This is a genomic window from Undibacterium sp. Ji83W, from assembly GCF_049340385.1.
In the GTDB taxonomy this organism is placed as follows: domain Bacteria; phylum Pseudomonadota; class Gammaproteobacteria; order Burkholderiales; family Burkholderiaceae_D; genus Undibacterium.
This window is the reverse complement of record NZ_JBMPOZ010000008.1, coordinates 54,703-74,620: the sequence shown is the minus strand read 5'-3', so window position 1 is coordinate 74,620 and position 19,918 is coordinate 54,703. Positions and strand designations below refer to the sequence as shown.

The window sequence follows — 19,918 nt, the reverse complement described above, 5'->3', positions numbered from 1 at the left end:
GATCATGCAAACAATGATGAAAACCGCACTGCTGGCATACACCCTGTTCGTCGCTGCCGCCAATTGTGTAGCTGAAGACCAACCCACCATCAACAGCCCGCGTGGCGGCTGGAACTATGGCGGTCTGACCGATAAATCCAGCGACACACGTGCCTCCTACCCTTTGCCCCCTATAGACCGTGGCACGCAAAAAAACCGCACCCTCATCGAAGGCCATATCCGCGATGCGGGCAAACAGCGCAAGCATACCCTCATCGTCAATGGCAACCCCATGGTGCTCAATTACGGCACAGATGGCCGATTTGAACGCCACTATGCCTTTGGCAGCGGTTCCAACAATATAGAGATCAAAGGGCCAGACGGCAAGAGCCTGCAACGCGTGCAATATTACGAAGCCAATACCCAGCAACTGTCACCACAGCTACGCATCATCTGCTCTTGGGATGCACCTGAGGCAGAAGTCGATCTGCACATCATCACCCCTGATGGCCAGCATGCCTTTTTCGCAGCGCCCATACTGAATGGAGGCGGCGGGCTGGATGTGGATAGCGTCGATGGCCCAGGCCCCGAAATGTTTACTACTATCGCTCCAAAGCACGGCGCTTACCATGTCTTTGTCAATTACTGGGGTAACTATAGCGCAGGTGGCTATAACTTCGATGAAGGCCAGCGCAAGCAACCTATCATCACTACCCGCGTGACACTGGTGTTTTATGAAAACACTGCCAGAGAAAAACGCGAAAGCTTCGTCATCCCGCTACGCAAGATCGGCGATTTGAACCTGGTGAAATCGTTCATGTTTTGAGAGCCTGATTCTACTGTTATCCGGAGAACTGCATGACGTGGCATAAACCCCTCACCACCTTTCTGGTTCTCCTTTGGCTGACTTGCACAAATTTCCCGGCACTGGCACAAGCTGTCACGATCAAGCGCCTGGATGGTTCCAGTATCTCATCCATAGAGATAGAAACCAGGGTCGCGCGCATGATGGCATCATCCTGCGTCACCGGCCTTGGCATTGCCATCCTCAATGACAATAAAATTGTCTACACCAAGAGCTTTGGCCTTCGCGATAAAGACAGGCAATTGCCATTGACCGAAGACACCGTCATGTACGGCGCATCCTTCACCAAGGCAGTATTTGCCACCCTGGTGGCGCAACTGGTGGTCGAAGGCGTGCTTGACCTGGATGTGCCCATACAAAGATACCTGCCCAAGCCACTACCGGACTACGACAACTACCGCGACCTGGCCGATGACTTGCGTTACCAGACAATCACGCTGCGCATGCTATTGAACCATACCGCCGGCTTCGCCAACTTCCGCTGGCTGAATGCCAGCAAAAAACTGGAAATCAAATTTACCCCCGGCAGCAGATATGCGTATTCAGGCGAAGGCATCAATCTGGCGCAATTCGTGATTGAAACCACCACCGGCAAACGTGCAGGCGATTTAATCCAGGAACGTATTTTCAACCCGGCAGGCATGCACAACACCAGCTTGCAATGGCAAGACCGCTTCAATGACAATCTTGCCGTCGGCCACGACAAAGATGAAAAATCACTGGGCCACACGAAAAGAAAAAAAGTAAATGCCGCGGGCTCCATGGACACGACCCTGAACGACTACGCCCATTTCATACAAGGCGTCATGCAGGCGAACATCATCAGCAAAGAAGCCAAAGCCATCATGCTGGCACCACAGATCGCCATCAACACACCCACCCAGTTCCCCACCCTGTCCACCGCATCAAGCGACGACAACAAGCAAATACAACTATCCTACGGCTTGGGCTGGGGCATCTTCCACACACCCCACGGCAAAGCCTACTTCAAAGAAGGCCACGACGACGGCTGGGAAAACCATTCCGTCGTATTCGACGAACAAAAAATCGCGGTCGTCATCATGAGCAACAGCGCCAACGGCGACCACATCTTCAAAGACCTGCTGGCCCTGCTGATACAGGACGTGTACACGCCATGGAAATGGGAGGGGTATGTGCCTTTGCAGTGTAGTAATGTGGTGGTGGGGAGTTTGGGTTTGGGGTGGTAAATTTTATAATTTAAAACCATTTCACGTTATTATGCTTACAGGAAACCATTCCTTGAAGTTCAAATCCTCATAATATCGCGCATACAAATCGCAGGTTCGGTGCTCTACTGCTGTTTGAAATGCCAGTGCACGTTCCTCAGTCCAAACATCCCTACTATCCGTTCCAGAGCAAGAACTCCAATATCCGGAGTGGGACATTTGGATAGCACTGTCCTTCAGACGATCAGGGCCAGGTTCAACTTCGTTGCCGACAAGGTTCAGTTTAACTTCAGCCGGGCTATCACCATCACCACGGTTATCGCTCGCATACCAGACACGCACATTACCGATGGAATTTCCAACATGAACATGCCCGCGGTTTCCATCCTTTGCCAGGAAGTCCAGCAAGCGATTGTTTGATCTAATTCCCGTCCAGTCCCTCCAATGACTGGCGGGACAAATATGGTCATAGTCGTAAGGCACTTCATCATCCGACCTGACTTCATTTGGATTTTTTTCTATTCTATCTATATAACTTCGTTGAAGCCAAAGTAGCAAAGCATGTTGATAACGGTCTCCACTTCCCCACCAGCGCTGAAAAATTCTCATGCGCAAGAGGGTAAATTCATTTTTTGGTTGAAATCGCTCCCAGCCTAGCATCGGCCTTGCGATGTCATAATTCTTGGTAATTGCCAGTTCATCGAACTCCTTCGTTGAAGGAAGAGGCAGCGCCATTTCCCTGTTTTCGGATTCACTTCTGCGTAAAAGATGCTCAATCAACTGTCTTCCGGGGAACGAAGGACCTTTATGCGACTCAGTGTCTTTCAGCCAGGTGAAAGCCCATACGCTTGCTTTTTTGCAGTCTGGAATTGCGAGATACGCATAAAGGACAAAGCGAAGAATCTCTTCACGCGACTGCTCGAGAACCGTCCTGATGTCATGCAATTCGGAAACAGAAAGCAGCCAACGAAGCACAATTTGCAGCGCTGGTCTGGATACAAGAATAAAACCATGCATTGGCAGTCCTGGATCGCCTTCCTGATTATCTGGATTGTATTTCAAAGATTCTGTCAGCAAACCAAATGCACCACTCAACTTGTCCGACTTTACCAGGTCCAAAAATCTTTCAAGAAAAGCAGGATTCTTGCGTAAGCTATCAAAATTAGCTTTACCCGGACTTTCGAAATCACTCAAGCGAAGGTCTGCAGCGACAAGCCGGACCGCCGTCATGACTATGTCCGTAGGCCCTAGCAGCTGGGCAAACCCCTTTATCGAAGCGATGGACTCAACAAGTTGAAAAGTCTCCGGCAGATGATGTTTGATTACTGAATACACATAATCCGCATCACTTAATGGAGTTCCTCCTGTGCCTAAGCGCTTGAATAAAATAGCCAGAGCCGGATCCTCGTCTTCTTTTGTTTGAGACTCTGTAAAGCACTTATCAGGAACTGCAATGAGAGATATCTTAATGTTAAAAAGCGCTTGTAAACATGACGCAAAGCGGTGTATCACTGGCACGGCATCAGACTCACCTTCTTCCCAGGTCCTGCCGCGATGATTCTCTCTTTTCCTTAACGTTGAGATAACCCACTCAGCCCACCGATCGACATCTTGATCGACAGCTACATATACCCGAATGAGTTCGGTTAACATTATTGGGAAGTGACTTTCCCAGGGAAACTGTTTTCCATTGGGATTGGCTAATTTTGCAGCGCGTCTTTCGCGCAACGAAAGTCTGGAATTCGGTTCTGCTCTTGCAAAACCATGCGGATGGGCTGTCGTAGTAAGGTGTAGCCGAAAAAGATGCTCGGACAAAGGCTTGTCGGCGAAATCGACCCACAGCGTACGGTTCTGGATTTGACTTTCATTGAAATAAGGCCAACCCAATAGCATCGCCAGGGTTCGCTGTTGTCCATCAATGAGGGCAGCCCCACCACCTTCAGGTACCGACTGAAGGTCCTTGCTACCAACAGGACGGACCAAGACGTCTTCGCCATTTCTGTTTTTGGCAATGAGGCGACTCAACATTAAACTGCCAATTGGCATTCCACGGAGCAGAGAATCCCACAGCGTAATGATCTGCCTCGACTTCCACACCGAGCCGCGCTGGAGTACTGGCAACGCGACGAAGTAATTGTGATCTTTACCCGATACCCAATCCAGCCACTCCGTCAGTTTTGGACGAATAAATTCATCGCTAAACAACTTATTGAATTCATTTTTTATTTCTCTGTTACTGGCGATCTGCTCTTCCATTGCTTCTTTCACTATCGATTACTTGCGATTTATCTTTCAGGCACAGTTGACCTGATTCAAAGTCCCAGCCTGCCAGCTCGTATACGCGAACGGAAGCACCCATCTATCTTTGCAGTTAATTTATCACTAAATCCGCTTTTACTATAACGTCATCCATGCACTTGGGCCAGCCATGGAAGCGCTGACGACTTGGTGGAAAGAATATGGAGGCAGCCTGCCAGTGAAAAATAACCCGAGAGGTCGCAAACCCACAAGCTAGTGAGCGTCATGACTGAAAACATCATGCCTTAGGCTTGCGCGACAACAAAAACTACCGTGCGTGTAGACCGCTATAGAATATTTTCTCACTAAGCTTTGTGCCCTCTTATTTTAAATATCAGTTCTCAAACGCCCCCAGATCAGGTGCTCCCACATTGAAAGGCAGGCCAATATTGCTACCTTTGTTTTTCAGCAAACTGCCTGGCACGAGATGAAAACTGGTGAGCACAGGCAGGCTGCCATCGGCCTTTCTGGGTGCGTCCCAGCCGATACTGGAGATGCTTTGAAAATCTGCTGCGGTGACGCCAACTGGCAAGTTCCAGGAATTGAGCTGATCATCTGCGCCCTGCATATTCGAGAGTTGTTTGCTGCCGAACGCGATGTTATTGCGCAGGGTACCCAGATTGATGGGTTTACCGTTTTCGTCTATGCCCAGCATATTGAAATCAGTGTTGTTGCCAAAACTGGTGTTGTTGTAAAAGTCATTCGCGATGGGATGGTGATTGGCATAAAAACCCGATGCCTTGTTATTGAATGCAACTGAAAAACGTATAGTGTGCTTGGCTGCATTCGGCACATATTTACCACCATAACCACCGAGCTTGAAACCATTGCCGTTACCGGCTGGCAGCGATATGTTGGTGCCAGGCAGATAGCCTTGCGACCAGGTCCATGAATTTTCTATCAGTACCGGCGAAAAAGCATTAATGAGATCAAAGCCGTCATCTGAATTGGACCATGCGCGACAGCCACGGAAGACATTGCCTGGATTATCGGCTTTGACGTGTGCACCAAAACCGTCGGCACTTTGCCCCGCTCCATTCGAGGTGTACGGGTCGTAGTTGTGGTGGGAATCGCTATTGAGGACCAGGTTATAGCTGCCGTTTTTGATGAAAACGCCCGGCCCCATATTGTGATGGGTATTGAGCTGTTCAAAAATATTATGGCTGCCGTTTATCCACACGCCCCATGACTCATGGTTGAGGCGATTCTCTGGTTGCTGCGGTACGCCAGTGACTTCCAGCCCTTTCAAATGCACCCAGTTAGCAACGACGTTAAAGCCTTTGACGCGGCAATCATCTTTCATTTGTGAGAAGTCAAAGACGGGGGTTTCGCCCGGATAAGCCCAGTAATGAATAAGGCTACCAGCACTACCGCTTTTGTCGAGCGTGACAGCATTGACGGTATCGGTACGGGTGGCGCAAGTATTGACGCCTGCCGTGTAGGTATAGTTACCACCTCTGAAGTAGATGGTGTCACCAGCAGCAGCGGCTGCCTGGGCGCGGGCGATGGTTTTCCAGGGGGCGTCTTTGCTGCCTGTTGCAGCATCGTCACCAGCGGGTGCCACATAATAGGTGGCGGCATTGCTGGCTGTGGACAAACCCAACATCAGGCTTGCCACTATCAATTGCTTGTTCATCTTGCGACTTACCTCTTGGGTATTTGAATAAAACAGAGAGACAAGATACACAGACTACATGTACCTCGTCTCTCTTATTCCTACTAGGCCTGTTAAATATCCATCAGTTTTCAAACGCTCCCAGGTCAGGTGCAGAGCCGTTGAAAGGCAGGCCGACATTGGTACCTTTGTTGATCAGGTCACTGCCCGTGGCGAGGCGGAAATGTTTCAACACTGGCAAGCTGCCATCGGCCTGGCGTGGTGCATCCCAGCCAGTGGTGGAGATGCTTTGGAAATCAGCTGAGGAAACCGTGACTGCCAGGTTCCAGGAATTGAACTGATCATTTGCCCCTGTCATATTGGACACCAGAGTACCGCCAAACGCGATGTTGTTGCGCAGGTTGCCCAGGTTGACTGCATTGCCATTTGCATCAATGCCCAGCATGTTGAAATCGCTGTTGTTACCGTAGCTGGTATTGTTGTAGAAGTCATTCGCGATCGGGTGGTGATTGGCGTAAAAACCTGCCGCCTTGTTATTGAAGGCAACCGAGAAACGTATGGTGTGCTTGACAGCATTCGATACATACACGCCACCATAACCACCCAGCTTGAAGCCATTACCGTTACCCGCCGTCACTGGTGTGGTGGTACCGGGCAAATAGCCTTGCGACCAGGTCCAGGAATTTTCTATCAACACGGGTGAATAGGCATTGATCAGGTCAAAGCCATCATCCGAATTGGCCCATGCGCGGCAACCACGGAAGACATTGCCAGGGTTGCCTGCCTTGATATGAGCACCAAAACCGTCGGCACTTTGACCAGCACCATTCGAGGTGTAGGGGTCGTAATTGTGGTGGGAATCACTATTGAGAACGAGGTTGTTACCACCATTCTGAATGAATATACCCGGCCCCATGTTGTGATGGGTATTCAACTGCTCAAAGGTATTATTGCTGCCGTTGATCCATACAGCCCATGATTCATGGTTGAGGCGGTTGCCGGGTTGTTGTGGCGCACCAGTGACTTCCAGCCCTTTCAAATGCACCCAGTTCGCAACCACATTGAAGGCTTTGACACGGCAATCATCTTTCATTTGCGAAAAATCAAATACCGGTATTTCACCTGGATAGGCCCAGTAGCGAATCGGGTTGCCAGAACTACCGCTCTTGTCCAGCGTAATGGCGTTGACGATGTCGGTGCGGGTGGCGCAGGTATTGATACCTGCGGTGTAGTTATAGTTGCCGCCCCTGAAATACACAGTGTCGCCTGCGGCAGCAGCAGTCTGGGCGCGGGCGATGGATTTCCATGGAGCGGCTTTGCTCCCCGCCGCTGCATCATTGCCTGTTGGTGCGACATAATAAGTGGTGGCATTGCTCGCCGCCGCCATGCCAAACATGAGTCCTGCCAATATGATTTTTTTCATTCCGTAAATCCCCTTTGTCTCCATCGATAATAAACATCCACAGATGAAAGGCGAAGTCAGGTGCTGGATGCTCACAAATACGTCGCGTTTTAAATTGTGAATGCCGCTAATGAGTTCTTCCTGACTCTTCAATATCAGTTTCCTGATCTGTTCATTATCGGATGTATATAAAAGAAATTGTAAGGAATTAGCCTCGTTTTCCAATCATCTTACTGATTCTTTTGCGGCTTGGAATTGTCGAAAAAAGCTAAGACCCGGATGAAATTCCAAAACCAGCCATTCATACATTTAAAGAAAAATGTATATCCATCTATTTCATGCAGTTTAAAAATTCTTCTGTATGCAAAGTATATTTACGACCGAATTTCCCTGTCTTATGTGATTCAGAATGCAGTTCCAGGCAGATATCCAATTTTGCTTTCACGATCGCAAGACAGGTAGCATCGCCACTACAGGCATTCTCTGCCAGGCCGCGTGATTCATTAACGAACTTGGCTTTCTGGTCGCTTTTTAAACCTGCAATAAATTGGGCAACAACGATCAAAATAATGATGGATATCACCCAGCCAATTATCTTGGACAACCAGGATTTTTTCGGTGGTTCATCGATCTCAATTATTTGAGCATTGCTATTGGACATGGGTGTACCTTTCTTGAGTATCTGGGTCTGTGAATACTTGCAGAGTACCTGTGACTTCGGGCCACGGTGAGTATAGCGATGACAGGCTTCAACAAGACGCAGGCACACTGCAAGTTGAACTCATTTTAATCAGGTAGGAGCAACGTAACAATGACGACTATGTCAAGCAAGAGAAACATCGCTTGACATCATGTCAGGTGACACAGCGGATTTTAAGTCCGATGCGAGGAGAATCTTTTCGCTTACTTATGCAAGCGAGATGTTGTGAAAGATCGTGATCAGATAAAACGAAATCACGCACAGCAAGACGGTGGAGATAAAGCCGACAACGATTTTACCGCCATCCCCTAATGCAAACTTTGTTCTAAAAATAAAATTAAAAAATCGAACATGAAACTCCCTATGACTTCAAAAAACAGGTCAACGATTTCCATGATTCATCAAATAATTTCTGTATTTTTTCTGCGTAGTTGAAGGTGAGACAGGCATGAAAAAGGCTTTATACCTTGGTCACCTTCCTGAAATCTTTGGGCCTGAAACCCATGAGTGCCAATGCAGCAAAATACGTGCTGGCACAAGCCAACAGCACCAGAGCCAGGGCAGCAGCGCGCAAGACAGGGGTATTGCGCATGGCCAGCCAATGAAACTGTTCAGAAGTCCACAAGGCCACACCGGCCATTAATACCAGTGCAGCAAAAAGTTTGACGAGGAACATGAGCCAGCCCTTTTGCGGCTGGTAAATGCCACGCTTGCGCAAACCCGTGTACAAGAAAATCGCGTTCACGCAGGCACCAAGACCAACGGACAAAGCCAGACCGGCATGAGCAAGATAAGGTACGAACACATAGTTTAATGCTTGTGTCACCAGCATAACGGCCACAGCAATCTTTACCGGTGTGCGTATATCCTGTTTACCGTAAAAACCTGGTGCCAGGATTTTAACGACGATAAGACCAAGAAGACCTATGCCATAAGCGACCAGGGCATTGGATGTCATTTGCACGGCATGTGCGCTGTATTTGCTGTGATGATACAGGGTAGATGTCAATGCTTCAGGTATGGTTGCCAGGCCAACTGCGGCAGGCAAGGCCAGCAGAAAAGTCAGACGTAAACCCCAGTCGAGCAAGGCGGAATACTCAACCGTGTCACCATCTGAGTGCGCTTTGGAGAGGCCGGGTAACAAGATGGTGCCCAGAGCAACACCCAACAAGGCCGTAGGAAATTCCATCAGCCTGTCGGCATTCGCCAGCCAGGTTACGCTACCTGGCGTGAGTTTGGATGCCAGGCTGGTATTGATGGCAATGCTGATCTGGGTAGCCGACACCGCCAGGATGGCTGGCACCATATTGCGCATGATGCGGCGCAGTCCTTCGTCCTGCCAGGCCGTACCAACACGCCAGCTTATCCTTGGCAGCATGCCTACCCTGATCAATGAGGGTACCTGCGCCACCAATTGCAAAACGCCGCCAACAAAAACGGCAATGGCCAGCGCATAAATGGGTTTTTCAAGATAAGGCGCAAGAAACAGCGAACCAGCAATTGAAGATAGGTTGTATAAAACTGGCGTAAATGCCGGCACCTTGAATTCACGCCAGGTATTAAGTATCCCACCCGCCAGCGCCACCATGGACATGAAGCCGATATACGGGAACATGATGCGGGTCATCACCACCGCCATGTCAAAGATCTCTGGCTTGTCTTTATAACCTTCGGCAAAAAAATAAAGCAAAATCGGTGCGCCAGCGATGCCCAGTATGCAAGTCAATACCAAGGCCCATGTCATGACGGTAGAGACATGATCGATCAGTTTCTTGGTTGCTTCGTCTCCCTTGTTGTTCTTGTATTCAGCCAGGATAGGCACAAAGGCTTGCGAAAACGCACCTTCCGCAAACATGCGGCGTAACAAATTGGGAATGCGGAAGGCAATATTGAATATATCGGTATAGGCGTCGGCCCCGAAGCGGGTAGCGATCAGTACGTCACGTACCAGTCCGGTAATCCGCGACAGCATGGTCATGCCACTGATGGAGGCAAGGGTTCTTAATAGATTCATAGTGCGGCATTATAGCCTGAGGCTAAACGCACATCACAAAGGCTAAACTTTTGTTAATATTCAGGCCAGAGCATCTGCTTGACTACTGCACCGGAGCACAATATGTCTTACCTTCATCGCCACCTTGCTATTTTTGCCAGTTTCACCGTCATTACCGCCAGCCTGCTCAGTCCAGCCAGCTATGCTGCACCGGCCAAGGCTATCCCTAATCTTGAAGAAGCAGCTAAAAACCTCAAAAATACTGGCTTTCAAGGTTTGGTATTCGCTGCACGTGGCGATAAGATCTTGTTGGAAAAAGCTTTCGGCAATGTCACTGATATCAAACAAACTTTCCGTTTTGCGTCTATCACCAAGCAAATGACTGCCATTCTGGTCATGCAGGATGTTGAAGCGGGCAAACTGCAACTGGATCAGTCGCTGGGACATTACTGGCCGGATTATCCCAATGTGCAGGCGCGTAGCGCCACCCTGCGACAATTGCTGACGCATTATTCTGGCTTGTACAATGAGATGGTCAATCCTGCGGTGCATATGCTGGATGCCAATAGCGGTGACGATATACAGAAATTTGCCACAGGCCTGTGTGCCGGGCCATCCAATGCCGCACCTGGCAGCAAATTCGACTACAACAATTGCGACTACGTCGTGCTGGGTGCGCTACTGGAAAAGATCAACAAGCAAAGCTTTTCAAGCCTGCTGCAACAACGCATCTTCAGCCCGGCTGGCATGCAAAACGTGGGTTACTATACTGCGGCCCAACCAGATGTTAAAACCCATATCCATGGCACGCTGGGCGGCAAGCCTGAACCTGCGGTGAACTTTGCCAGTTATGGCCCTGCTGGTGGCAGCTTTGGTACCCTGCGGGATTTGTATGCTTTTGACCTGTCTTTCATGCGCGGCAAATATATGTCTGCCAAAAGCCGCGATGAGATGGTCAAGCCGAATAATGTAGGCGGTGCGATAGGTGTCTGGTCTTATCCATTCAAGGCTGGTGAGGATGGCGCTTCAGCCATGATAGTCGAGCGTCAGGGCTGGATAGCTGGTGTGCGCATCTTGAATCTGGTGGATTTGCAAAACCAGAATATCCTCATCATTGTCAGCACCAATGGTGATCTGGATTTGTCGCAAACCTGGGCCAATAAAGGCATTGCTGCGGATTTATTGCGGTCACTGATGAATACAACTAATGCGCGTTAAATTAAAACGGAGTGCCAGCTTGCAGGATGGCACTCCGTTCAAATCACGAATTTACTCGAATCCTGTCGTTAATCAAGGATTTCTTTTTGCGACCTCATTACCTACATAACCGCCACCAACTGCACCAGCAATAGTTGCCAGTGTGCGGCCATTGCCATTACCTATCTGGCTACCAACCAGGCCACCGATCACTGCACCCACACCTATACCAACCGGGCTATTCTGTGCCTGCGCTGGCTGAGCCTGGTAATTCCTGGCAGGCTGATGGCGATTGCTGCTTTGTGCGACTTTGACTGGCGCAGGCGCAGGATAATTATTTTGCGCAGTATTGGCATACTGAGGGCTTGCATACTGAGAATTTGCATAATTAGCTGCTGGCTGGTTTCCATTGTTTGAAACCGGCATAGCAGTATTGACTGCGGGATTCGTCAAATTGGCATTGCTGCCCATAGTTGGCATCGTATTGCCACCCGACGTAGCAGTGCTATTGGAACTTGGCAATATGCCTGTAATGGCAGCGGCACCCAAAAGGCTCACCAGTATGACTGAGCAAGCTGCACCTGCTACCAAGGGGTGTATGCGTTTGCTGGTATTGGCTAATTCCATGTTGTTCTCCTTCTGTTTAACAATGACTCATGCTCTAACAACGCATGGGGCTGTTAAAAAGGAGACATAAATAATGTTACGCAGGTAAGCAAATGTAACTTACACATATGCGATGCAAAATTAACAACCAGTGCTTTTGCGTGTGGCTACGAGTTTTAACAACTCACCTTTTGCCGCTTGCCCCGACAAATACAGTCGCAGTTCTGTGACGTTATAGTGATTTGATGTATCGATGATGAAATCGAGTTTGCCATCATGGTCGAGGTCACCCACCCAGATCAGACGGGCATTATTGTCTTCCTTGTTTTCGACATAGTCGAACAGATATTGTTCAGTGCTCGCATATTTGAGGTAGATTTTACCTTCGCGGTTTTGCAGACTATATGCATTGCCTTGCAGGTGCATCAGCCTTTCCTGTCCTAGTGATGGCAAGGTAGATAACTCGAATTCCTCATCTATAGACCCGCTGACCAGCTTGACTTCGTCAGAGACACTGACAGCGCCCGCCTTCAAACCCGGGTCAGACAACAACATCCTGACATTGGATGTGTTAGCCGCAACCCGCACACCTTCACCACTAATGGGATCCGGTATTTTTTTGAAGCTGGGCTTGACCGCCACCAGACGCCAACGCTTATCTGTCTGCTGCAAACCCAGCCAGGGGCCAGTCTTGCCCACTTTGGCCTCGCTGGCGTGATAATCCTGCAGTTCAAGTATTTCAGATGCCTGGGCTTGCCAGGCGCAGGTCAGGCATAAAATTGTAAGGGCTAATTTTGCGATGGACATCAGGCTCTCCTGTTTATTTTCAGTATTAAAATGCCGTTATCAACATCTATTTTTTTGTGTACAGACCATCAAAAGCGATTACCCATATGCCTTTGGCGTCAGTGGACTCCCATAATTGACGTACAGACCCATTTGCATTCGGCGTCCAGGTGATGCGGTGCAAAATTGTATGTCCCTCAGGAGCGAGGTTTTGCCCTTCCAGCACCATTTTACCGTTCTGCAGCCGCCCTTCAAGTAATAATAAAGTACCGCTATTATCTACCCAGCTCTGGTGCCAGACTTTACGCGGTACATCATAGATATTCAAACTTTCGCCGCTATAACCGCGCCCCGTGGTATAGCGCTCGTGGATGACGCAACCATCGTATTCACGCTTGATACTATTTGTTCCAGCCAGTTTACCGTCAGGGGTATGCACCTGCCATTCCCCCAGCCAGAAATCAAATTCGCGCATGGCAGGATGTGTGCAGGCCAAAGTGGTAACATTCGCTGCGCTGGCGGCAGTGGCACCTGCCAATCCCAAGCTGGCGGCCAGGCTGGTGGCCAAGCCCAGCAGCAAGCGCTGCACGCTCAATAATGTAGGCATGGTCTTCTCCAGTTGCATTGCAAGGAATTTGTTCTAGTTTAATCCATGGCACAATAGCATGCATGAAAAATAAGTCACCACTGGCACTGCCCTACCGTATCCGTGCAGATTTGCTGCAACAACTGGCGGCATTGAGCCATGCAGGCATCCCGGCGCTGCAAGCGCTGCCCATGATTAAATTGCCTGCCCCTTATCAAAGCAGGATGGTAGAAACCCTGCAAGCCGTTAAACGTGGCAAAAACCTGGCTGACGCCGGTTTGCAAAGCGGTCTGTGGACACCACTGGAAGCAGGCTTGCTGCAGGCTGCGTTGGCTGCCGGTGACCCAACCCCGACCTACCGCCACCTGGCCAGCTACTATGAAGAAAAAGCGCAGCAGATAGCCACGATCAGATCAGGCATGATGCGACCCGCTTTAATGAGCATACTGGCCTTGTTTATTCCACCCTTGCCGCAACTGGTTGCTGGCTCGCTGAGCATGGCGGCTTACCTTTGGCATGCTGCACGCAGCATACTGCTGGGTGCGGGTTTGGTCGCTGGTGGCATTTATGCTTACAGACGCTTCCAGATGCGCCCTGCGGATGCGCCTGCATCCTGGCTGGATCAGGTATTACTCTCTCTGCCCATTGTTGGGAAAATGCACAAAAGGCGCAATCTCTGCGATTTCTGGCAAACCATGGCCTTATTGCTGGAAGCAGGCCTGCCCATGTTCGATGCCTTGCCACTAGGTTTGCAAGGTGCCAGCAATGTCTTGTTAAGACGCGAACTTGCGCGCATTTTGCCACGCATGCAAAAAGGCGCGACGCTGGCAGAAGCTGTGCGGGCCTTGCCCGACATCAATGACGACACACTATTGGGTTTCATACAAACCGGCGAAACCAGTGGCACGTTGCCAGAAATGCTATCCCGCTATGCCAAGAGTGAAAATACCAGTCTGGCGCTGCAACAAAAGCAGGTAGCAGAATGGATACCGAGAATAGCGTATGCACTGATAGCGTCAATCATTGCCTACGGCATTTTAAAGAGCGGCGCTTTTACTCCACAAGTGCCCAAGGATCTTTAGGGTATGCTTCATCTACATGCATACCCAAATTTATTTGCCACCGACGATAATGCGTTGCATATCATTGGCAAACAAAATAGTCCCTGCATAATTCTTGCGTATTGCCGTCGTGCTTTCCATCTCATGCCCGAGCGTGCGTTTCATGCGGTGTGACAAAACCAGCTTGCCCGCTTTTGTAACGCCTGCGATGCGGCCAATTTCTGTCGGCATCATGTGCAACAGCCTGGCAACTTCATCGGGATCATTTTCGCGAGCAGCATTATGGGCAACCAGTACATCGGTGCCTTGCGCCAGTTGATCCAGCGCCTGATCGGTGTTGCTGGTATCGCCGCTGAAGGTGACGCTACAGCCCTTGCTTTCCACACGCCATGCCAATGAAGGTACTGGACCGTGCAAGACGCTGACAGCACTCACTGTCAGACTCTCATCAATATCATAGCGTTTGATTTCTTTTGCCTTGACACTTACTTCTTCAAGCTCCATTTTGAACTGGCTACTGACATCAGGGTCTGCATAATCTGCCAGATAGGCATAAGCACCGGTATCGCGGTTAAACAGGGCATGCATGAATTCTTTCACGCCAGGGAAAACGCCCCGTTTGGGCGGTCCAAAGACCCGCAGTTCTTTGTCATAGCCAGCAAATGGCAAGCCCTTGACCAGTGCTGGAAAATCCGCCGTGTGATCAACATGAAAATGCGAGAAAAGCACCGCATCCAACTCAGCCGGATTGGCACCGGATTTTTCATAATTCAGCGCCGCGCCACTACCAAAATCGACCAGTATCCTGGCCTTTTGATCCACCCACACCAGATAAGAAGTAGAAGCACGCTGATCACTCAACTCAGGGCCGCCCGAACCCAACACTTGCACTACCAGTTTGCCTGGTTGGCAAGCTGCGGCCTTGGCAGAAAATGCACTACCTAACAAATAGCTGCCCAATACCAGACTTAAGCTGAGGTTTAAGAGCCGATTTTTCTGAAGCATATTCTTACTCCTTGTGGCCAACAATACATCAAAAACATGCATTACCATTTACAAATAGCGTTGAATATCCGCCACTTTAATCTTACGGCCTAATTTGTGCTTGCGTTCTTTCATATCCCGCACAATGACATTTAATTCGCTGACTTTGGGGCGCAAGGGTTTTAGTGACTTTGCAAGGACCGGAACAATTCGTTTCCTCACATAGCGGCTGCCCTGTGTCAGCAACTGCCAGAAAACCAGCAACAGGCAAAAGATCAGGGCCCCGATATAAACCCTGTCTGATTCAGCAGGCAAATATCGATCGGCAAGACCGGGCACGGTTTTCAGGATAAGGATGCTGGCACCAATGGCCAGCCATAATTCCAGATCAAAAAACAATTTGGAAAGCCGTCTTTCCACCGTAGGTGACAAAAGATAGAAAGGACTACGGATCAGGGCAAAGCGTAATTCGTCATCGAGCGAAGTGGGTGCTTTGCGCACGACCTCTTCCAGCGCAAGGCGGTCTTTCAATAGCTCCATCATGTGTGGATTGGACATATTTACTAATGCAGGCAGTGGCTCATTTTTCTTGGGAATACATTCGTAGTCATTCAAATCTGCGGCCAGTATCGTTTTGCATTTCAGGCAGGTACGTTCATAGCAGACCAAGTCACCCTGGCTGATGGTGACGTAATAAATATGCTTGGCCAGGCCAGTACGCCTTAGCGAAAAAGCCCTGGGTCTGCGGCATATGGGACAAAAATCAGCAACATATCCCATTTTGCTATAAACATATTTGGTACCCCAGATATAAACCATTACCTATTCACTTTTTTAACATTTAATGAGGCTGTCAACATGTGTCATCGAGATTGCACGCTGTAGCGCACGGCAATATCAGTATCTAAAATTTTTCGAGAGAAAGAGTCGCATTGCTTCGACAATTTACTCCAGAATTCCATGACTTACTTTTGAAAAATGTCAGGTATATTTCAAGATGTCTGTGACCTTGAGTTTACGAACCACCTTGTTGTCGTTTTGCCCGAGCTCTTTAAATGCTGCAGTCAGTTCAGCTTCAGTGGGTTTCAAGATTTTGAGGCTGATCCCAAGTACAGGTGCAATCTCACGCACTACATAACGTCGGCTCGCAGTGGCGACTTGCCACAGCACCGACAATATTCCCAGTGCCAGGCAAGTCAGATAAGCAGCCGGGGCATGTTCAAACGAAAAGCGTTCGATCAAAGGGGGCACAAGCATCAGCATTGCAATCATTAGCACCACGGCAATGATCATATTCAAGTCAATACGAAATTTGTCTAGCCTGCGCTGAGCAACTGGCGACATAACGATGAAAGGATTGCGAATCAATGCTGCGCGTTCTTCATGGGTCAGTAGAGCCGGGGATTTTTGTACTTTTTCTTCCAGATCGAGCCTGCTCCTATAGGCTTCTTGCAAATCAGGATAAGTCAGCTTGAGCAATTCGTCCATCGGCAACTGCTTATTTGGTATGGATGCATAATCTGCCAGATCCGCATTTAAAATCACCGGGCACTTCTGGCATTTACGCTCAAAGCCAACTTCCTCCCCATCCCCGACTGAGACGTAATAGATATGACCGACTAGTCCAACGCGCGTCACTTTAAATGCGCGTGGTTTGCGGCATATGGGACAAAAATCAGCAACATAACCAAGCTTGCGATACGTATACTGTTTACCCCAGACAATGAGCATAGGCTTTCCTTGAAGAAGCCTGATGCGGGGCATAGGCAGATATTGTTAGCGTGATCGCAGCAGGCTGCCGGGAATTATTCTACCAATGGCCAGGAACACTTGCAAAGAGATTGTTTGACGATTCACTCAATCTCGTGGTGCACCCAGTGATGCACATCAAAATGCACATCAAACAATGCGCGCGCCAGGAATGAAGGGCGAATATCCAGGTTTACCAAGTCTTCCCGCTTGAACCATTCAAAAGTCAATTGCAAGCCACCTTCATTGCCCAAATATGGGCCAGGTGTATTAAGCAGGGGAGAATCTGGAGACAAGTGGGTTAAAAAATACAAACCCAGTTCATGATGTTTCTGTCCCCGGTATTCAAAGAAATTTTCCACCGTCCACAAAAGTTTTTCGCAAGTCACCTGCTCCGATAATTCTTCCTGCATTTCACGTACTACAGTGACAGCTGCCAACTCACCTGCATCAACACGACCACCGGGTACACACCAGAATACATCTCCCTCGATTTTGTGCAGAAGTACCTTGTCACCATCCAGAATAATGGCGGCAGCCCGCAGATTGTAACGATAATCATCAACATCAAAAGAAATCATGGCTGTGGAGTGAAATTGTGAGTGAACATTATTCTGCCACTAGTAAACTGGTCGCAATTTGTTGCGTATCCTTCAAAGTCTGAAGGACGATATTTGAACGTATATCGAGCACACCCGTGGTCTTGTACAGTCGCTCCAGCACAAAGGCAGAATAATGCTTGAGATTGCGGGCACGAACGCGCAAGAGATAATTCGCGTCCCCTGTGATGATATAAGAGCCAATGACTTCCGGCCATTGTTGCAGCGCTTGCGAGAAGTTTTCATGCCATTGTTCTACATCGCGCCGCATGGTGACCTGGACAAAGGCATCGACTTCCAGCCCAACTGCGGCAGCATCAATGACGGCACAATAATGATGGATAACACCTGCCTCTTCCAGCATGCGTACTCGACGCAGACAGGATGATGGTGACAGGAATACCTTGTCGGCCAGTTCCTGGTTGCTGATACGGCCATCGGCCTGCAATTGCTGGAGGATTTTCAGGTCGGTGGCGTCAAGTTGCATTTGGCAGTCTACTTTATTTTATTTATGGCAAGATATCTCAACACAGAGACACACTGAGAAAAACGAAAAACCAGGAAAAACTACTTGCAAACAGACTTTCCTTCCTTTATGCAGCTGCGGTAAGTGGGTTTTTTAAATCTATTATTACCAGCAGATTAGAAGAATAAGTAATTGCAAAGATGAAAACAATCTGGTGTCTTTGCGCAATGCACAAACCCATCAATGCGTTTTATATCAAAATTTTACATATTATTCGAAGAATATTCTATTAATTCTCATTTTCATACTGCAATTTGCAAGAAAAATTCATGCAATCCGGCATAAAATCTCTGCATGCTTTTCCATGAGTCATAACCCCCGGCGAGGTCGCCACAGGAGATGATGAATTGATTTGCCTGCCACTTGAACTCGCCGGACTTGATGCCTGCCTGGCATGAACCATATTGAGGAGCCTGCTGTATGCCACAAACCACCACCATCACCCGCAGCGATTGCGAAAAACTTGATCAGCAAGACCCGCTGGCTGCACTGCGCGAAGAATTTGACTTGCCTGCTGGTGTAATTTACCTCGACGGTAATTCCCTCGGTGCCCGACCCAAGGCAGCGCTGCAAAGAGCGCAAGATGTTATCATCCGTGAATGGGGAACCGATCTTATCAAGAGCTGGAATACCGCTGGCTGGTTTGATATGCCGTCCACCCTGGGTAACCAGCTTGCACCATTGATCGGTGCAGAAGCCAATGAAGTGGTAGTTACCGACACTACATCGGTCAACCTGTTCAAGGCCATCGCCGCCGCGCTGCAGATACAGGCTACTGACAGCAAACGCAAGACCATCATTACCGAACGCAGCAACTTCCCTACCGATATCTACATGGCGGAAGGCATCACCCGTTGGCTCGATCGCGGTTATCAAATCCAGTTGATAGACTCACCGGAAGAACTGCCGCAAGTCATCAATGACAGCACTGCGCTGGTCATGCTCACGCATGTAAATTACCGCACCGGCTATCTACATGACATGGCAACCGTTACTGCCCTTGCCCATCAACATGGTGCATTGATCTTGTGGGACCTGGCACATTCTGCTGGTGCCGTACCTGTACACCTGAACGTAGCGAATGCTGACTTTGCCGTAGGTTGCACTTACAAATACCTGAATGGCGGGCCTGGTTCACCCGCCTTTATCTGGGTACCAGCACGTCATCAGGAAACCTTCCACCATCCATTGTCCGGCTGGTGGGGCCACGCCAGCCCCTTTGCCATGAACCCCGGCTTTACACCCACTCCAGGCATACGCCGCGCCCTGTGCGGCACCCAGCCCATCACTTCGCTGGCCATGGTTGCCTGTGGACTGGATACTTTTGGCAAAACGGATATGCAGGCAATACGCAAAAAATCGCTGGCACTGACTGATATGTTTATCACCCTGGTAGAAACTCGCTGCGCCGCGCACCCACTGGAACTGGTTACTCCACGCCAGCACTCGCAACGCGGCAGCCAGGCCAGCTTCAAACATCCACATGCGTATTCAGTGATACAGGCGCTGATACAGCGCGGCATCATCGGTGATTATCGCGAACCCGCCATCATGCGTTTTGGTTTTACGCCGCTATACACCAGCTTTGTTGATGTCTGGGACGCCGCAGAAGGCTTGCGCGATATACTCGACAGCAAAGACTACGATGCCAACGCTGAACGTAATGCAGTGACTTGATTTAAAAACCCCTCAACACAGAGACACAGACGGGGCACAGAGGATCAGAGAGAAAACCTCAAAAAAACAGATGGTGAAGAACATCGTCTCAACTGTAAAAGATTTCTC

18 protein-coding genes are annotated in these 19,918 nt (G+C 49.2%); 5 read left to right on the top strand and 13 right to left on the bottom strand.

Annotation, left to right across the window (positions count from 1 at the left end):
* Positions 1-4: 4 nt before the first annotated feature.
* A complete protein-coding gene (locus ACO0LD_RS14890; protein WP_423008108.1) occupies positions 5-805 on the top strand; it encodes a YfaP family protein in 801 nt (266 codons plus the stop codon).
* A gap of 32 nt (positions 806-837) precedes the next feature.
* Positions 838-2,052, top strand: coding sequence for a serine hydrolase domain-containing protein (locus ACO0LD_RS14885; RefSeq protein WP_423008106.1), 1,215 nt, complete (start codon positions 838-840; stop codon positions 2,050-2,052).
* 21 nt (positions 2,053-2,073) lie between these two features.
* Here ACO0LD_RS14885 and ACO0LD_RS14880 read toward each other — a convergent pair whose 3' ends face one another.
* The 5 genes from ACO0LD_RS14880 to murJ all read right to left on the bottom strand — a co-directional run bounded on the left by ACO0LD_RS14880 (position 2,074) and on the right by murJ (position 10,060).
* Positions 2,074-4,287, bottom strand: a complete 2,214-nt coding sequence (locus ACO0LD_RS14880) for a DUF262 domain-containing protein (RefSeq protein ID WP_423008104.1) — start codon at positions 4,285-4,287, stop codon at positions 2,074-2,076.
* Between the two features lie 376 nt (positions 4,288-4,663).
* On the bottom strand, positions 4,664-5,965 hold the full coding sequence (locus ACO0LD_RS14875; protein ID WP_423008102.1) for a right-handed parallel beta-helix repeat-containing protein: 1,302 nt from the start codon (positions 5,963-5,965) through the stop codon (positions 4,664-4,666).
* Positions 5,966-6,068: 103 nt separating this feature from the next.
* Positions 6,069-7,367, bottom strand: coding sequence for a right-handed parallel beta-helix repeat-containing protein (locus ACO0LD_RS14870; protein ID WP_423008100.1), 1,299 nt, complete (start codon positions 7,365-7,367; stop codon positions 6,069-6,071).
* 310 nt (positions 7,368-7,677) lie between these two features.
* Positions 7,678-8,007: a hypothetical protein gene (locus ACO0LD_RS14865; protein WP_423008098.1), complete on the bottom strand. Its 330-nt coding sequence runs from the start codon at positions 8,005-8,007 to the stop codon at positions 7,678-7,680.
* A gap of 499 nt (positions 8,008-8,506) precedes the next feature.
* A complete protein-coding gene (gene murJ / locus ACO0LD_RS14860; RefSeq protein WP_423008096.1) occupies positions 8,507-10,060 on the bottom strand; it encodes a murein biosynthesis integral membrane protein MurJ in 1,554 nt (517 codons plus the stop codon).
* A gap of 102 nt (positions 10,061-10,162) precedes the next feature.
* Between murJ and ACO0LD_RS14855 the strand changes: the two genes are divergently transcribed.
* Entirely contained in the window at positions 10,163-11,257 is a 1,095-nt protein-coding gene (locus ACO0LD_RS14855) for a serine hydrolase domain-containing protein (protein WP_423008094.1), read from the top strand.
* Between the two features lie 72 nt (positions 11,258-11,329).
* Here ACO0LD_RS14855 and ACO0LD_RS14850 read toward each other — a convergent pair whose 3' ends face one another.
* From ACO0LD_RS14850 to ACO0LD_RS14840, 3 genes are all read right to left on the bottom strand, one after another.
* The gene (locus tag ACO0LD_RS14850; protein ID WP_423008092.1) at positions 11,330-11,863 is read right to left on the bottom strand and encodes a glycine zipper 2TM domain-containing protein; all 534 of its coding nucleotides are present in this window, start codon (positions 11,861-11,863) and stop codon (positions 11,330-11,332) included.
* Between the two features lie 120 nt (positions 11,864-11,983).
* Positions 11,984-12,649 (bottom strand): hypothetical protein, encoded by a 666-nt coding sequence (locus ACO0LD_RS14845; protein ID WP_423008090.1) that lies wholly within the window; start codon positions 12,647-12,649, stop codon positions 11,984-11,986.
* Positions 12,650-12,695: 46 nt separating this feature from the next.
* A complete protein-coding gene (locus ACO0LD_RS14840) occupies positions 12,696-13,235 on the bottom strand; it encodes a hypothetical protein (RefSeq protein ID WP_423008088.1) in 540 nt (179 codons plus the stop codon).
* A 62-nt stretch (positions 13,236-13,297) separates the two neighbouring features.
* Here ACO0LD_RS14840 and ACO0LD_RS14835 point away from each other — a divergent pair, with 62 nt between their 5' ends.
* Positions 13,298-14,296, top strand: a complete 999-nt coding sequence (locus ACO0LD_RS14835; RefSeq protein ID WP_423008086.1) for a type II secretion system F family protein — start codon at positions 13,298-13,300, stop codon at positions 14,294-14,296.
* A 30-nt stretch (positions 14,297-14,326) separates the two neighbouring features.
* Here ACO0LD_RS14835 and ACO0LD_RS14830 read toward each other — a convergent pair whose 3' ends face one another.
* From ACO0LD_RS14830 to ACO0LD_RS14810, 5 genes are all read right to left on the bottom strand, one after another.
* Positions 14,327-15,280, bottom strand: coding sequence for an MBL fold metallo-hydrolase (locus ACO0LD_RS14830; RefSeq protein WP_423008084.1), 954 nt, complete (start codon positions 15,278-15,280; stop codon positions 14,327-14,329).
* Positions 15,281-15,328: 48 nt separating this feature from the next.
* Positions 15,329-16,078: a hypothetical protein gene (locus tag ACO0LD_RS14825; RefSeq protein ID WP_423008082.1), complete on the bottom strand. Its 750-nt coding sequence runs from the start codon at positions 16,076-16,078 to the stop codon at positions 15,329-15,331.
* 162 nt (positions 16,079-16,240) lie between these two features.
* Positions 16,241-16,990 (bottom strand): hypothetical protein, encoded by a 750-nt coding sequence (locus ACO0LD_RS14820; protein WP_423008080.1) that lies wholly within the window; start codon positions 16,988-16,990, stop codon positions 16,241-16,243.
* 122 nt (positions 16,991-17,112) lie between these two features.
* Positions 17,113-17,589 (bottom strand): NUDIX hydrolase, encoded by a 477-nt coding sequence (locus ACO0LD_RS14815; RefSeq protein WP_423008078.1) that lies wholly within the window; start codon positions 17,587-17,589, stop codon positions 17,113-17,115.
* Positions 17,590-17,617: 28 nt separating this feature from the next.
* Positions 17,618-18,094: an Lrp/AsnC family transcriptional regulator gene (locus ACO0LD_RS14810; protein ID WP_423008076.1), complete on the bottom strand. Its 477-nt coding sequence runs from the start codon at positions 18,092-18,094 to the stop codon at positions 17,618-17,620.
* A 459-nt stretch (positions 18,095-18,553) separates the two neighbouring features.
* Here ACO0LD_RS14810 and kynU point away from each other — a divergent pair, with 459 nt between their 5' ends.
* Entirely contained in the window at positions 18,554-19,810 is a 1,257-nt protein-coding gene (gene kynU, locus ACO0LD_RS14805; RefSeq protein WP_423008074.1) for a kynureninase, read from the top strand.
* Positions 19,811-19,918: the final 108 nt, after the last annotated feature.

Bases quoted from the DNA above. Each gene is read 5' to 3' on its own strand.
- ACO0LD_RS14840 (WP_423008088.1), bottom strand. From the start codon at position 13,235: ATGCCTACATTATTGAGCGTGCAGCGCTTGCTGCTGGGCTTGGCCACC.
- ACO0LD_RS14845 (WP_423008090.1), bottom strand. From the start codon at position 12,649: ATGTCCATCGCAAAATTAGCCCTTACAATTTTATGCCTGACCTGCGCC.
- ACO0LD_RS14875 (WP_423008102.1), bottom strand. From the start codon at position 5,965: ATGAACAAGCAATTGATAGTGGCAAGCCTGATGTTGGGTTTGTCCACA.
- ACO0LD_RS14890 (WP_423008108.1), top strand. From the start codon at position 5: ATGCAAACAATGATGAAAACCGCACTGCTGGCATACACCCTGTTCGTC.
- murJ (WP_423008096.1), bottom strand. From the start codon at position 10,060: ATGAATCTATTAAGAACCCTTGCCTCCATCAGTGGCATGACCATGCTG.
- kynU (WP_423008074.1), top strand. From the start codon at position 18,554: ATGCCACAAACCACCACCATCACCCGCAGCGATTGCGAAAAACTTGAT.
- ACO0LD_RS14855 (WP_423008094.1), top strand. From the start codon at position 10,163: ATGTCTTACCTTCATCGCCACCTTGCTATTTTTGCCAGTTTCACCGTC.
- ACO0LD_RS14820 (WP_423008080.1), bottom strand. From the start codon at position 16,990: ATGCTCATTGTCTGGGGTAAACAGTATACGTATCGCAAGCTTGGTTAT.
- ACO0LD_RS14865 (WP_423008098.1), bottom strand. From the start codon at position 8,007: ATGTCCAATAGCAATGCTCAAATAATTGAGATCGATGAACCACCGAAA.
- ACO0LD_RS14885 (WP_423008106.1), top strand. From the start codon at position 838: ATGACGTGGCATAAACCCCTCACCACCTTTCTGGTTCTCCTTTGGCTG.
- ACO0LD_RS14810 (WP_423008076.1), bottom strand. From the start codon at position 18,094: ATGCAACTTGACGCCACCGACCTGAAAATCCTCCAGCAATTGCAGGCC.
- ACO0LD_RS14870 (WP_423008100.1), bottom strand. From the start codon at position 7,367: ATGAAAAAAATCATATTGGCAGGACTCATGTTTGGCATGGCGGCGGCG.
- ACO0LD_RS14880 (WP_423008104.1), bottom strand. From the start codon at position 4,287: ATGGAAGAGCAGATCGCCAGTAACAGAGAAATAAAAAATGAATTCAAT.
- ACO0LD_RS14825 (WP_423008082.1), bottom strand. From the start codon at position 16,078: ATGGTTTATATCTGGGGTACCAAATATGTTTATAGCAAAATGGGATAT.
- ACO0LD_RS14830 (WP_423008084.1), bottom strand. From the start codon at position 15,280: ATGCTTCAGAAAAATCGGCTCTTAAACCTCAGCTTAAGTCTGGTATTG.
- ACO0LD_RS14835 (WP_423008086.1), top strand. From the start codon at position 13,298: ATGAAAAATAAGTCACCACTGGCACTGCCCTACCGTATCCGTGCAGAT.
- ACO0LD_RS14815 (WP_423008078.1), bottom strand. From the start codon at position 17,589: ATGATTTCTTTTGATGTTGATGATTATCGTTACAATCTGCGGGCTGCC.
- ACO0LD_RS14850 (WP_423008092.1), bottom strand. From the start codon at position 11,863: ATGGAATTAGCCAATACCAGCAAACGCATACACCCCTTGGTAGCAGGT.